The organism is Ruoffia sp. FAM 20857, assembly GCF_045528645.1.
Classification (GTDB): Bacteria; Bacillota; Bacilli; order Lactobacillales; family Aerococcaceae; genus Ruoffia; species Ruoffia halotolerans.
Window position 1 is genome coordinate 47899 of the sequence record NZ_JBGQRB010000010.1, and the last position, 14427, is coordinate 62325.

Sequence of the window (14427 nt, forward strand, 5' to 3'; positions counted from 1 at the left end):
TTTATTCCTCTTTCGTTTCCATCCATGGGTAGCCTAAGTGTTCATATGTCTTTTTAGTTGCTACTCGGCCTCTGGGTGTTCTTTGGATAAAGCCATTCTGTAATAAGTAAGGCTCATACATATCAATGACTGTCTCTGTATCTTCACTGATGTTTATCGCAATCGTACTTAGCCCAACCGGACCACCATCATACAATTCAATCATTGTTGATAGTAATTTTCGGTCTACGCCATCTAAACCGCACTCATCAATATCAAGAATTTGCAGAGATTCGTCTGTTACTGATTGAGTTATTCTTCCATTACTTTTAACTTGTGCAAAATCTCGCACACGTCTTAGCAATCGATTCGCAATTCGGGGAGTTCCTCGGCTCCTTAAAGCAATTTCTTGCGCGCCATGGTCATCAATCTCAATTTGGAAAACATTTGCTGTTCGATTAACAATTGCTTTTAAATCCTCTGTATTATAGTATTCCAAATGAGACACAATCCCAAATCGGTCTCTTAAAGGTTGTGAAAGCATTCCTGCTCTCGTTGTTGCCCCTATCAGTGTGAACGGTGGCAATTCAAAGTGGATAGGCTGACTTGCTGATCCTTGCCCAATGACGATATCAACAAAATAATCTTCCATCGCAGAATACAATACTTCTTCAATTATACGAGGAAGACGATGAATCTCGTCGATAAAGAGAACGTCGCCTGGATTTAGTTCATTCAATATCGCTAATAAATCCCCAGGTCTTTCTATGGCTGGACCACTCGTTGTTTGTATTCCAACTTCTAACTCATTTGCAATAATCATTGCTAATGTTGTTTTACCTAAGCCTGGAGGGCCATAAACTAAAATATGGTCTAATGCTTCTTCACGCATTTTAGCTGCTTGTAAATAGACTGACAATTCTTTTTTTAATTTGTCTTGACCAATATAATCTTTAAGTAATTTAGGTCGAAGCAGTAATTGTTCTTGCATTTCTTCTGCTTCATTTAACGGTTCGTTTTGTAAAATACGGTCTTCATGACTCATACTCTGCCCTCCTTGTTAGTTTTTAATTAATAATTTGAAGGCATAACTCAAGCCGTCTTGGGTTGAGTTAAATTGCTCAGCCTTTATTGCTTTCTCAACACGTTTAATTTCACGTTGCGAGTAACCAAGACCTTCGAGTGCTTCGATGACTTTCTCATTAATCTCATCTGATGCACTTGTGCTTTGTGATGTGTCACTCTTAGCTACTTCAGAGGCAAAGTCTAATTGCCCTCTTAGGTCTAGTACCATTTGTTGGGCAGTCTTTTTACCCACACCTGGAAATTTCGTTAAATACTGGCTATCTCCCGATTCAATCGCTTGAATTAACCCATCATGATCATCTAAAGCTAAGATAGATAAAGCACTTTTAGGTCCAATCCCGGATACTTTATTTAATTTATGGAATAATTGTTTTTCGTTGGCATCGTAAAAACCGTATAAAGTCATCGAATCTTCTCGAGTGACTAACTCAACTTGACATTGAACGGTTTGACTTAAGTAGTCTTGCCAACGAAAAGGATTGGCTGTAATAATTTTATAGCCAATCCCATTCACATTAATAACAATATATTGTGGCGTAACAGAGTGTAATATTCCTTCTATAAATTCATACATAGTCTAATTACTCCACTTGGCTTTTATATTCACTGTAGCCCGCTTCATCCATTTCCTCAAAAGGAATGAATTTTAATGAAGCTGAGTTAATACAATAACGTAAGCCACCTTGATCTTGTGGTCCATCGTTAAATACATGTCCTAGATGTGAATCAGCATCGGTACTTCTCACTTCAGTTCTAACCATCCCATGACTTAAATCGGTATTTTCGACAATATTTGTCTTCGTGATTGGTTGTGAGAAAGATGGCCATCCGCAACCCGCATCATACTTAGTACTACTTAAGAATAAAGGTTCACCACTTACGATATCTACGTAAATGCCTTTTTCATAAAAGTCATCATACTCTCCCGTGAAAGGTCTTTCTGTTCCTTCGTTTTGTGTTACTTGATATTGAGTTTCATTTAAATTTTTAATTTGTTCTTGATAATCTAATTTAGCCATTATACTCACTCCTATTTTACATATTTAAGATATTCGCTATATCCTTTTTCTGCCATCTCTTCTTCAGGAATAAATCTTAATGCCGCTGAGTTAATGCAATAGCGCAGGCCACCCAATTCCTCTATCCCATCTGGAAATACATGACCTAAGTGTGAATCGGCATCGGAACTGCGGATTTCAGTACGTTTACGGTTCAAGCTGAAATCATCATGTTCAGTAACAAATGATTCTTCAATTGGCTGTGAAAATGATGGCCAACCACAACCCGCATCATACTTATCTGAACTTGAGAATAACGGTTTTCCACTGACAATATCGACATATATACCTTTTTCATAGAAATCATCGTATTCTCCAGTGAACGGACGCTCCGTCGCACTTTCTTGTGTCACATTATACTGTAATTCATTTAATTTTTTAATATTTTCATTGGATTTTTCTGCTTTACTCATCTAAATACCCCTCTCTCGTGTGTATCTTGGATTCGTTTGAATAGTTTTTCTAATGTGTTGTGATCAAATTCGACAAATACAGGACGGCCATGTGGACAATGGTATGGATCTTCTAATCCATCTAGTCCATGAATTAAAGCAATTGCTTGTTTATCATCTAAATAATGATTCGCTTTAATCGCGCCCCGACAACTTTGCATAATAATTGACCGTTCTTTTAATTCTTGAACTGTCAGATTCGGTTGCTTATTCAAAAGTTCTACTAAATCCGTTACTAATCCTTCGACCTCTTCATAATACAACCAATCCGGATAACTTTCCAACTTATAGCTTGTAGGCCCCATCAATTCCAAATAAAGACCTAATTTCTCGAATTGATTTTCTAATTCGCTAATGATCTCCATTTCACTTGTCGTAAAATTGATGATAATTGGCATAAGTAGCTGTTGTTGGATAGTAACATCGACCTCTTCGTTCATTAAGTCTTCATAACGGATGCGTTCTTGAGCCGCATGTTGGTCAATTAAATAAAATCCAGTCTCATTTTCTGCGATTAAATAGGTCCCATGAATTTGACCGACATATCTTAAACTGTAAAAGTCTAAGGAATATCGTTTGCTTTCTTCTACAGGTTGCTTGTTTGTTGTTGAAGAATCGAAGTCATTTGTTTGAATTGTTTCGTTCGTTGGTTCACTTCGCTGATAGATTACATCAGTTGGTTCTCCAATGGAACCACTTCGATTTGTGCCATTATTATTGAGCGCATGTTGCAATTGTTCTTTATAATCCATCGGTTTCGCTTCGGATTCTGTGTTTTGAACCCAGTCCGGTTCGATATTTGTTGGCGGTGCTTTTTGCGAAAAGTTAAACTGAACTGGATTATAATTTGTATTGTTTCTATTAACATTGGGCAAATCACTTTCTTCTAAAGAAGGAATTGGATTGACTACATCTAACGTTTGGTGCACCGCTTGTGTAATTAACTCACTTAATTCATCTTCCTTACTTAAACGTAACGTTTGTTTCGTTGGATGCACATTCACATCCACCAGTCTTGGGTCGAGTTGAATTCGAATAATAGCGATGGGATAACGCCCAATCATCAATTGTCTACCATACGCTTTAATTAACACTTCATCTAACATATAACTCTTCACTGAACGACCATTAATAATCCAATGGATATATTGTTTGCTCGTACGAGTTAAGGTCGGTTTAGATATAAATCCATTGATTGAAAAATCATCCGATTCGCTTTGGATTGAAATTAAATCTCTTGCAAATGCAGGTTGATACACACTCGCAATCACTTGTTGGAGATTACCGTTTCCATGACTGGCGAAAATCTCTTGACCATTGTGGGTCAGTTTAAACCGAATAGCAGGATAGGCTAAAGCAATATTTTGTATGAATTTCAAGGAATGACTTAATTCTGTCTTGATTGTCTTTAAATGCTTAAGACGGGCTGGTGTATTGTAGAATAAACTATTCACTTCAACCGTTGTACCAATTTTTGCTTGAGTCAATCCTTCTTCAATGATTTTAGACCCTTCTATCTCAATAAAATGTCTACTATCGTCATCTTCTGTCATTGACTCGACACGAACCTTACTTACAGAACCAATACTTGCTAGAGCTTCTCCACGGAAACCTAAGGAATTGATATTGAATAAATCTGTTGATTCATATATCTTACTTGTTGCATGTGCCATAAACGCCATTGGCAAGTCTTCGGCAATAATCCCTTTACCGTTATCGGTCACTTTAATTTTTTGAATACCTGCTTCGATTAATTCAACAATAATTTGTGTACTTTCAGCATCTATGGCATTCTCCACTAATTCTTTTACTACCGAGGCTGGTCGTTCAACGACTTCCCCTGCAGCAATTTGATTCGCCAAAAAGTCAGGCATTTGCTTAATAATTCCCACTATATCACCTCCAACAATATACTATAGTTCTTGATTCCATTCGTAAAGTTTTTGCATTGCTTCGATGGGAGTCATTTGATTAATATTAAGTGAACGTAAATCATCCACAATTGATTGAATATTATCTGGTACCACTTCTTGAATGACTTCAGCTTCTCGTTCAGCAAATAAATCTAATTGAACTGCTCCAGATTCACGTAAGTTTTTCGCATTGGTTTCGAGTTCGAATAGAATTTCTTGACTCTCCTCTAAGACTCTTTCAGGTAAACCTGCTAACTTAGCCACATGAATCCCATAACTTTTATCTGCCGGTCCATCAAGAACTTTATGTAAGAATATCAAGTTTCCATCGTATTCTTGGGCACCGACATGAATATTTTTCACTTCATCAATGGTTTTATCCAATTCAGTCAGTTCATGATAGTGAGTTGAGAAGATAGTCAACGCTTTGACGTTTTTAGCAATGTATTTAATAATTGCTTCAGCCAAGGCCATCCCATCGAAGGTCGCTGTTCCTCGTCCTATCTCATCAAATAAAAGTAAACTATTCTCTGTCGCTTCTTCCAAGGCCACATTCGTCTCCATCATCTCAACCATGAATGTACTTTGACCACTTGTCGTGTCATCTGAACTTCCAATACGTGTAAAGATTTTATCTACGATTGGTAGTTTTGCACGTTTAGCCGGAACAAAACAGCCGATTTGATTTAAAATAACACAAAATGCAATTTGACGCATAAATGTACTTTTGCCTGACATGTTTGGCCCAGTTAGTAAAAATAAAGATCGATCATCATCAGCGGATAAAGAATTAGGCACAAAATTGGCTTTTCCAATTAAACTTTCGACAACTGGGTGTCGTGAATCTTCTAATTCAATTCTTTTAGCTTCATGGGTTAATTCCGCACGAACATAGTCTTCAGACTCACTAATATTAGCGAAGTTGACTAGTACGTCTAATGTAGCTACTTCATGAGCTAGCTCTTGTAAGTCGCTCACATATTTTGCTACGTGTTCTCTCAGTGCAATAAATAAATCATACTCTAAAGACGTTGATTTCTCTTGGGCACCGAGAATAGTCGCTTCAATTTCTTTCAATTCTTCAGTAATATATCGCTCAGCATTCGTCAACGTTTGTTTACGAATATAGCGGTCATCATTAAAGTTTGCTGCTTGGAGTCGGCTAATTTCAATATAATAGCCAAATACTTTATTGTAACCCACTTTTAACGTTTTAAGACCTGTCTGTTCGCGCTCTCTTTTTTGTAGCTCTGAGAGCCATTTTTGTCCGTTTTCCAAGGCATCTCTATATGTATCTAATTGTTCATTGACCTTATCTTTTATAATATTTCCTTCAGTGATTGAAATGGGAGGATCATCCACTAATACTGAATCGACGTATTCTAATAATGATTTATATTCATCTAATAATTTAAATGGCGTAGTATTGACATCATGAGCTAAATGATTGTTAATGACTTCTAATATTTTATTGATTCTAGGAATGCCTTGCAATGAATTACGTAATTGATTTAAATCACGTGCAGTTGCATTCCCTAAACTAATCTTTGTTATAAGTCGTTCTAAATCATAGATTTGGCTCAAACTGTCCATTAAGTCTACACGCTCAAAATAAAAACCCATTAAGTTTTCAACCTTTTGATGTCGATCAGTTAAATCATTCATATCTAGCAAGGGTTTGTCTAACCATTGATGTAATTTTCGGCCGCCCATGGCTGTTTTAGTTTTATCAATTAAGTCGAGTAAGGAACCTTTTTTCTTTTGTGAACGCAATGAGCGAGTCAATTCTAATTGTGACTTCGCATAATAGTTCATTTGCATATAAGAACTGAGTTCGTAACGTTCAACTTCCTTTATATGTTCTAAATTAGTAATATAAATACTTTCCAAATAGCCATAAAGCATATTTAAGTTTATTAATTCATCCTTTGTTGGTTCAGCTATCTTCCATGAATGTGTTATTTCATGGTTACTTTCGAATAAAGTAAAGAAACTACCTAAATGTTGTTTTAATTTCTCTAATAATTCGCTATCAATCTTGGAATCAATGATCACCTCTGAAGGATTAATCCCTTTGACTTCATTGACTAATTGATTCCAAATAGTCGTTTTGGTCAAATATAATTCCCCCGTTGAGATATCAATGTAGCTTAAATAATAGCCATTATCACCGATATGGATACATGCAAGATAATTGTTCTCTTTTGTTGGTATCGCATCATCTTCAAGAATTGTCCCGGGTGTCACCACTCTGACGACTTCTCTTTTGACCATACCTTTTGCTTGCTTAGGGTCTTCCATTTGTTCACAAATCGCAACTTTATAACCGGCTTCAATTAAGCGTTTTATATACTCTGTTGAAGAATGATACGGAACCCCACACATAGGTATCGGATTATCAGCATTTTTATTTCTGGATGTTAAAGTGATTTCTAATATTTTCGATGCTTGGATTGCGTCCTCATGAAATAACTCATAAAAATCACCTAACCGATAAAATAAAAACGCATCCGGATAACTTTCTTTAATCTTTAAATATTGTTCCATCATTGGCGTTTGTTTCGTCTTTTTTGCCATTTATATCTTCCTATCTAATTTGCTGATATATTGTTTTAATTGATTTTGCTAATCCTGTTGACGAATTGATATCGATGACAACTGCACTAATAACAGCTTCATTCGAAATTTCTTGTTCTAAGCGCGTTGGCAATTGGCTTGTAAAACGCCGAATGGAATCCTCTTTACGGAAACCAATCACACTATTTAAAGCACCTGTCATGCCGACATCTGATATATAAGCGGTTCCCTGTGGCAGGACTCTGCCATCATTTGTTTGAACATGTGTATGCGTTCCTACAAGTGCAGAGATTTGCCCATCAAATAAAAAGCCCATCGCTTGTTTTTCACTCGTTGTTTCACCATGAAAATCAATAAAAATATGGTTTGTTCTTTTCTTAACCGATTCAATTAACGGCTTCAAGTAATTAAATGCATCAAGTGAAGGCTTCATAAATACATTCCCTATGACATTAATAATAGCCAATTCCATATCATTCACTCTAACATAGTGAACACCTTTACCTGGAGTTCCTTCTGGCATATTGACTGGGCGCACTAAACACTTTGCGTCTGAAATAAATTCGTAAATATTTCGGTTATCAAAAGCGTGATTTCCTAGTGTAATCGCATCTACTCCTGATGACATTAGCCATTTATAGAGTGTTTCTGTAATTCCATGCCCGTCTGCAATGTTTTCACCATTTGCTATCGTAACTTGTGGTTTGTGTTCTTGTTTCAGTTGAGTTAAATATTTTTTTATTGCCTCTTGCCCACTTACTCCAACAATGTCGCCTATAAATAATATTTTCATGCAAGTCCTCTTTCCAGTTAATCTTACCTAGTATCATATCAATATTTTCATGTAAAATAAAGTCGACAGAATGATCCGACTTCATCTGATTGTTGCATTATATTTATCTTATTTAGCTTTTTAAAATTACTTTAATACCCAAAAAAATAAACCACGAGCATTAACGCTCGTAGTTTTAACTCAATTATTTGGCATATTCGACAGATCTTGTTTCGCGAATTACCGTTACTTTAATGTTTCCTGGATAATTCATTTCAGACTCAACACGTTTTCGAATGTCATGAGCCACTTTAGCCGCTTGTGCGTCATTGATTTTGTCTGGTCTAACTGCTACTCTGACTTCTCGTCCAGCTTGAATTGCATAAGCTTGAGAGACTCCATCAAAACTTGTTGAAATTTCTTCCAATTGTTCAAGTCGACGTATATAATTCTCAAGTGATTCACTTCTAGCACCAGGTCTTGCTGCAGAAAATGCATCTGCTAAAGCAACTAACACTGATATCATTGAAGTTGGTTGAGTATCTCCATGATGGGAAGCAATTGCGTTAATAATAACGTCTGATTCTTTATAACGTTTTGCAATCTCTGTCCCAATCTCAACGTGTGTACCTTCGATTTCATTATCTAATGCTTTACCTAAATCATGTAATAAACCAGCTCGTTTAGCTACGACAACGTCTTCACCTAACTCACCCGCCATATAGCTCGTTAATTTAGCTACTTCGATGGAATGTTTTAGGACGTTTTGACCATAACTAGTTCGATAAGCTAATCGACCAATGATTTTAATCAAGTCTGGATGCAGTGAATGAATGCCTAATTCAAATGTAGCTTCTTCACCGACTTCTCGAATTTTTTCATCGACTTCTTTTCTAGCTCTTTCAACCATTTCTTCAATTCGAGCAGGATGAATTCGTCCATCTTGGATTAATTTTTCTAAAGCAATTTTTGCAATTTGGCGTCGAATTGGATCAAATCCACTTAATACGACAGTATCTGGTGTATCATCAATAATTAAATCGATACCAGTTAAGCTTTCGAATGTTCGAATATTTCTACCTTCTCTACCTATAATACGACCTTTCATATCGTCGTTAGGTAATTGAACAACACTCACTGAATTGTCAGTGACAATATCGGTGGATGTTCTTTGAATTGCTTGTAGTATAATATTTTTCGCATTACGGTCTGCTTCGTCTTTAGCTTGTTGCTCTGCATCACGAACCATTATTGCTATGTCTTGAGCTAAACCATCTTTTGTTTCGTCAATAATTAACTCTCTTGCATCGTCTCGAGACAATGCTGCGACACGTTCTAATTCATCTTTTTGTTGTTGAATTATTTCATTCACTCTTGCTTCTTTATCAGTAACACTTTGTAGTCGTTTGTTCAAATCATCTTCTTTAGATTCAATATTTAATTCTCTTTTGTCTAAATTATTACCTTTTTGATCTAAATTTTCTTCTTTTTGAATTAAACGATTCTCGGATCTACTGACTTCATTGCGACGCTCTTTTAATTCCGCCTCAATCTCATTACGGTACTTTAGATTTTCTTCCTTCGCTTCGAATAGCGCTTCTCGTTTAAGATTTTGAGCTTGTTTAATTGCATCGTCAACAATGACTTCAGCATTTGCTTTCGCACCCTCAATACGTTTATTGTCTGACACTTTTTTGATTAAAAAGCCGATTATAATTCCAACTATTAAAGCAACGATCGCGAAGGCGATTGACATAAAGTCCATATGAGTCACCTCCTGATCTATGTAATTTTAAAGTATTCATTTTAGTGTTAAAATTAAGTAAAATAAATAGTGTGCAACCACACATACTATCATATGACTATTTTGTTAATTAGTCAATCAATCACAATTATAAAATATAGATAATTTCAAATTATTTTCTAATAGAAATCTCGGAGTAGGTGCTCAGGTCTATGAATGCTTAACTTTGAAGCTACCTGATGTAAATCGCTTACTATATTTTTTAGTTTATAAAATATTATTTAATTATTTTTCCTCGGAACTATCTAAGGGGATTATTCTTATGATTAAATTAAAGACCAGCCAGCCTGCTATAAAGTATAACAGGCTAACTGGTCTAAATTATTGAAATTAATTATCTATTATTATTCTTCGCTATCTAAAGGTAATTCAGTGCTTTCTTCTACTTTTTCTTCGTTAGCTTTTTCTTCTTTAACTTCTTTTGGTGTGAAGTAGTGCTCACGCACTTGAGCTTCAACAACTTCTAGAATATCTGGATTCTCTTCTAAGAATGTTTTCGCATTCTCTCGTCCTTGTCCGATTCGCTCTTCACCATAAGAATACCAAGAACCTGCTTTTTTAATGATTTCTAAATCAGCAGCAATATCAACGAGTTCTCCAATTTTAGAAATCCCTTTACCATAGATAATATCTACCATTGCTTCTTTAAATGGAGGGGCTACTTTATTCTTAACTACTTTAATACGCGTTCTATTCCCTACAAAGTTTCCGCTATCTTTAATTGATTCCGCACGTCTGACTTCTAAACGAACTGATGAATAGAATTTAAGTGCACGTCCACCAGGCGTTGTTTCAGGGTTTCCGAACATAACACCCACTTTTTCACGAATTTGGTTAATGAAAAAGGCAATTGTTTTTGTTTTACTAATTGAACCGGATAATTTTCTCAATGCTTGAGACATTAAACGAGCTTGAAGACCAATATGAGTATCACCCATCTCACCTTCAATTTCAGCTCTTGGAACTAATGCTGCAACAGAGTCAATAACAACGATATCAATGGCTCCAGATGATACTAATGCATCCGCAATTTCTAAGGCTTGCTCCCCTGTATCTGGTTGAGAAAGTAATAATTCCTCTACATCGACACCTAAATTTGCTGCGTAATCTGGATCTAATGCATGCTCAGCATCAATGAAGGCAGCTAAGCCTCCATTTTTTTGAACTTCTGCAATAGCATGTAGTGCAACTGTTGTCTTACCAGATGATTCTGGTCCGTAACATTCAATTATACGTCCTCTTGGGTATCCACCGACACCTAAGGCAATATCTAATTGTAAAGATCCAGTTGGTACAGTTGAAATACGTGTATCCGTACGATCTCCAAGACGCATAATTGCACCTTTACCAAAGTTTTTTTCAATTCCCTTTAATGCTAGGTCTAGCGCTTTTCTTCTATCTTTATCTACCATTACTTGTGCCTCCATTTCATTTCTATTACATTGTAACTTTACTTTTATCGTTTTGCAAGCAAAAAACGAACATATGTTCTATTTATTTAAAAATTCTTTTACTAAGTTTAAAACTTCAAACTCTGCCACTTCTCTTACAACATGTCTAGGTTTATTTGAGATGTTTAATTCTGCTACTTGGACTGGATGATTTTTTGCTGCTAGAGCAACAAAGACCTTTCCTGGGGGATGACCTTCTAAAGATTTCGGTCCTGCTACACCAGTTAATGAAATAGCTAAATCACTACCAGTTAAATTTAACGTTCTCTCAGCCATTTCTTGTGCAACTTCTGCGCTGACAACCGTATGTTCTTTAATAATTTCTTCCGGTATCCCAAGCATTTTGACTTTTTGTTCTGTTTGATAAGTAACAAATCCACCAACAATGACGTCTCCAGCACCCGGTGTATTCGTTAACCTTTCTAGGACTAAACCACCCGTTAAACTTTCTGCTGCCGATAATGTTTTGTTATGTTTTCTTAATTCGTCGACAATGAATTTTTCAAAAAGTTGCTCAGACCCATAACCAATAAAATGCTTCGTAAAGCGTTGACGAATTTGTTCAGCTAATTCATCTAAAACATCTTCGGACTCTTCATAGGTTACAGAATTATATGTTAAACGAATCGAAACACGTTTTGGTTTAGCGTAAATAGCTATCGTTGGGTTTGTTTGAGTTTCAATTAAATCTCTCAGTTTATCTGCAACGAAAGATTCCCCTACGCCATATAAATTAATGTATTTAGAACTAATAACCCCTTGCTTAGCCATCACACTTCTAATATACGGTTTGACATGTTCATTCAGCATATGCTTCATCTCAAATGGAGGGCCAGGTAAAACAATATAATATATCGTTTTATTATTTTTTTCTTTCGTGTAGATTAACCCAGCAGCTAGTCCCACATCGTTAAGAATTGTTTCTCCGCCATTAATCGTTAAAGCCTGTCTATAATTATTCTTTGTCATCTCTCGATTTTGGTTTTTGAAATAAGTTTCGACTCTCTCGAGTTGTTTCTTGTCGTGATATAATTCTTCACCTAAAAATTCAGCTAAAACTTGCTTTGTTATATCGTCTTCTGTTGGCCCTAAACCTCCAGAAAGAAAAATCAGATCAGATCTAGATGATGCAATCTCTAAAGCTTCATTTATCCTGTCACTATTATCTCCAACAACAGATTGATAATACGTACCAATTCCAATATCCAGTAATTCTTGTGCGATATCACTCGCATTCGTATTCACTATGTATCCCATTAATAATTCAGTACCTACAGCTATAATTTCTGCCTTCAAAAAAACTCCCCCTATATATATACAAGAAAAATGGTCAATTCCATTAATTTATTTTAAAAATAAAACAATTTACCCCAGATAAGATTATCATGAAGTAAATTGTTCTAAAAATAATATTCTATTGTTTATTTAAAACGAATTAGTTTTTAATTTTATTGCGTATCAGCAAAGACATGTCGACCTTTATAAAAATACTCTGCCCCAGAATATACCGTAAATATTAAACAAACGTAAATTAAAATGGTCGAAATAGGAATATTGAGTAACGCAAAACCAATATCGTCAAATAAGTAGAATATTATCGCAAACATTTGAGTAAAAGTTTTAATTTTTCCTGGCCATGCGGCAGCCATTACCTTACCACTTTGAGTAGCAAGTAATACTCGTAGCCCCGTAACAAGTAGTTCACGGCTCACAATAATCACGACTACCCAACCTGGAACTGTATTTGCTTGAACCAGCATAATTAAAGCAGCAATAACTAATAGTTTGTCCGCCATGGGGTCAAAAAACTCTCCAAATGATGTAATTAAATTATGTTTTCTAGCTAAGTAACCATCTAAATAATCAGTAATACTGGCAATGGTAAATACTAAACCAGCGATAAATTGAAAGACTGGAATATTTGCTCCCAATACATCAATATTGCCAAATTGATTTGGTATATACATTAAAATGATGAACACAGGAATTAAAAACATTCTTGCTACTGTCAGTTTGTTAGCAATATTCATTTGCATGTTTATTCAGCTCCCTCCGTACCATCTTCTGGTGCTAATACGGCAGGTCCTTGGAAATCTTCTTCAGAAGTCGTTGCGTCTTCTTCTGGTATATCTAATTCGATAGCATCATCTTCAGTTTCCACTCCACTATCTTCCGCTGCTGTAAAGATAATCGTCTCTGTTAAGTATTGTCCTTGAGGCTCAATTAACGTACCATTAACTGATAAATTAGCTCCCTCAGGATATCCGAAGGAAATTCTAACTTCTTGAGTACCTGGAGTCACGGTATGTTCTAACACTTCATCTTCAACAATGGTTGTATCTTGTACAATCACACCGTCTTCAAATACACCAACCCACACAAAGTTATTTCCTTCAAACTCAAAAGTATACTCTGAGAACGGTGCATTCAATTCATAAGTCGTAGCCTCACCAGGTTGTGAAGTTAATGTTAATACTTGATCTCCAACCATTATATCATTCTCTCCAAGCGCTGGCTCTTCAGTAGTAGTTTCAGATTCAGCATCTGATTCTGTCGCTGGCTCGTCCTGTTCAACTGATTCCGGTTCAACAACACTCACGATACTCGTCGTCTCACTTGAAACCGATTCTGCAGGTTGGTCGTTTTGACCGATACTATTAATCGCAAAAACTAAAGCAATCATTATTCCAATTACAATAGCTACTAATAAGATTACTGGTAAATAAGCAAGGACCGAATCAAAAGAATTATTTTCATTCGTAACATAACGTTCTGCACGACTAGGAATTTTATCGCCTTCCACATCATCAGAATCATTAGATTTATCAGAACCTGAAGACAATTCATCTTCATATTCAATTAATAACTCATCACCATTTAAGCCAACCATATCAGCGTACTGTTTAATAAAAGCACGCACATAAAAGCTACCTGGCATTTCTTCATAATTACCTAATTCAATGGCTTGTAAATATTTTTTTTGAATTTTTGTCATTTGTTGTAATGTATTTAGGGTATAACCTTTTTCTACACGCGCTTCGCGTAATTTAGTTCCCAATTCGCTCATAAAACAGACTCCTCTTTGTATCTAAATCTATACTACTGTATTATAGCATAGAATTTAAAGATAGTAATCTTAATTGTTAAGTATTTTGTCATGATTTAATCTTATAAATTTATTACATATATCTAAAAGAATCGCTGTATTAATCGAGTAGGAGACTAGCCATTATTTGACTAGTCGACCTCTCACACCACCGTGCGTACGGTTCCGTACACGGCGGTTCAATACCTTGCGTAAGCAGACTCTACCAATTCGCTTAGTGGAACTAAGC

12 protein-coding genes are annotated in these 14427 nt (G+C 35.8%); all 12 read right to left on the minus strand.

The window, feature by feature from the left end; all coding sequences use genetic code 11:
* Position 1 precedes the first annotated feature (1 nt).
* Entirely contained in the window at positions 2–1024 is a 1023-nt protein-coding gene (gene ruvB / locus ACEN4N_RS03775; protein ID WP_407093735.1) for a Holliday junction branch migration DNA helicase RuvB, read from the minus strand.
* Positions 1025–1039: 15 nt separating this feature from the next.
* Complete coding sequence (ruvA, locus tag ACEN4N_RS03780; RefSeq protein WP_407090101.1) at positions 1040–1639, minus strand: Holliday junction branch migration protein RuvA; 600 nt, start codon at positions 1637–1639, stop codon at positions 1040–1042.
* A gap of 7 nt (positions 1640–1646) precedes the next feature.
* Positions 1647–2084, minus strand: coding sequence for a peptide-methionine (R)-S-oxide reductase MsrB (gene msrB, locus ACEN4N_RS03785; protein WP_407090100.1), 438 nt, complete (start codon positions 2082–2084; stop codon positions 1647–1649).
* A gap of 11 nt (positions 2085–2095) precedes the next feature.
* Positions 2096–2536 (minus strand): peptide-methionine (R)-S-oxide reductase MsrB, encoded by a 441-nt coding sequence (gene msrB, locus ACEN4N_RS03790; RefSeq protein WP_407090099.1) that lies wholly within the window; start codon positions 2534–2536, stop codon positions 2096–2098.
* Positions 2533–4467, minus strand: a complete 1935-nt coding sequence (gene mutL, locus ACEN4N_RS03795; RefSeq protein WP_407090098.1) for a DNA mismatch repair endonuclease MutL — start codon at positions 4465–4467, stop codon at positions 2533–2535. The genes msrB (ACEN4N_RS03790) and mutL overlap by 4 nt, the downstream gene beginning before the upstream one ends.
* Positions 4468–4488: 21 nt before the next feature.
* Positions 4489–7065: a DNA mismatch repair protein MutS gene (mutS, locus tag ACEN4N_RS03800; protein WP_407090097.1), complete on the minus strand. Its 2577-nt coding sequence runs from the start codon at positions 7063–7065 to the stop codon at positions 4489–4491.
* A gap of 10 nt (positions 7066–7075) precedes the next feature.
* Positions 7076–7858: a TIGR00282 family metallophosphoesterase gene (locus ACEN4N_RS03805; RefSeq protein WP_407090096.1), complete on the minus strand. Its 783-nt coding sequence runs from the start codon at positions 7856–7858 to the stop codon at positions 7076–7078.
* Between the two features lie 184 nt (positions 7859–8042).
* Positions 8043–9602, minus strand: a complete 1560-nt coding sequence (gene rny, locus ACEN4N_RS03810) for a ribonuclease Y (protein WP_407090095.1) — start codon at positions 9600–9602, stop codon at positions 8043–8045.
* 383 nt (positions 9603–9985) lie between these two features.
* Entirely contained in the window at positions 9986–11053 is a 1068-nt protein-coding gene (gene recA / locus ACEN4N_RS03815) for a recombinase RecA (RefSeq protein WP_138403694.1), read from the minus strand.
* A gap of 78 nt (positions 11054–11131) precedes the next feature.
* Positions 11132–12388: a competence/damage-inducible protein A gene (locus ACEN4N_RS03820; RefSeq protein ID WP_407090645.1), complete on the minus strand. Its 1257-nt coding sequence runs from the start codon at positions 12386–12388 to the stop codon at positions 11132–11134.
* A 152-nt stretch (positions 12389–12540) separates the two neighbouring features.
* On the minus strand, positions 12541–13128 hold the full coding sequence (pgsA, locus tag ACEN4N_RS03825) for a CDP-diacylglycerol--glycerol-3-phosphate 3-phosphatidyltransferase (RefSeq protein WP_407090646.1): 588 nt from the start codon (positions 13126–13128) through the stop codon (positions 12541–12543).
* A gap of 2 nt (positions 13129–13130) precedes the next feature.
* Positions 13131–14159 (minus strand): helix-turn-helix domain-containing protein, encoded by a 1029-nt coding sequence (locus ACEN4N_RS03830; RefSeq protein WP_407090647.1) that lies wholly within the window; start codon positions 14157–14159, stop codon positions 13131–13133.
* Positions 14160–14427 lie beyond the last annotated feature (268 nt).

Coding starts and splice junctions, on each gene's coding strand:
- ruvA (WP_407090101.1), bottom strand. CDS start 1,639: ATGTATGAATTTATAGAAGGAATATTACACTCTGTTACGCCACAATAT.
- pgsA (WP_407090646.1), bottom strand. CDS start 13,128: ATGCAAATGAATATTGCTAACAAACTGACAGTAGCAAGAATGTTTTTA.
- msrB (WP_407090099.1), bottom strand. CDS start 2,536: ATGAGTAAAGCAGAAAAATCCAATGAAAATATTAAAAAATTAAATGAA.
- ACEN4N_RS03830 (WP_407090647.1), bottom strand. CDS start 14,159: ATGAGCGAATTGGGAACTAAATTACGCGAAGCGCGTGTAGAAAAAGGT.
- rny (WP_407090095.1), bottom strand. CDS start 9,602: ATGGACTTTATGTCAATCGCCTTCGCGATCGTTGCTTTAATAGTTGGA.
- ACEN4N_RS03805 (WP_407090096.1), bottom strand. CDS start 7,858: ATGAAAATATTATTTATAGGCGACATTGTTGGAGTAAGTGGGCAAGAG.
- msrB (WP_407090100.1), bottom strand. CDS start 2,084: ATGGCTAAATTAGATTATCAAGAACAAATTAAAAATTTAAATGAAACT.
- ruvB (WP_407093735.1), bottom strand. CDS start 1,024: ATGAGTCATGAAGACCGTATTTTACAAAACGAACCGTTAAATGAAGCA.
- mutS (WP_407090097.1), bottom strand. CDS start 7,065: ATGGCAAAAAAGACGAAACAAACGCCAATGATGGAACAATATTTAAAG.
- recA (WP_138403694.1), bottom strand. CDS start 11,053: ATGGTAGATAAAGATAGAAGAAAAGCGCTAGACCTAGCATTAAAGGGA.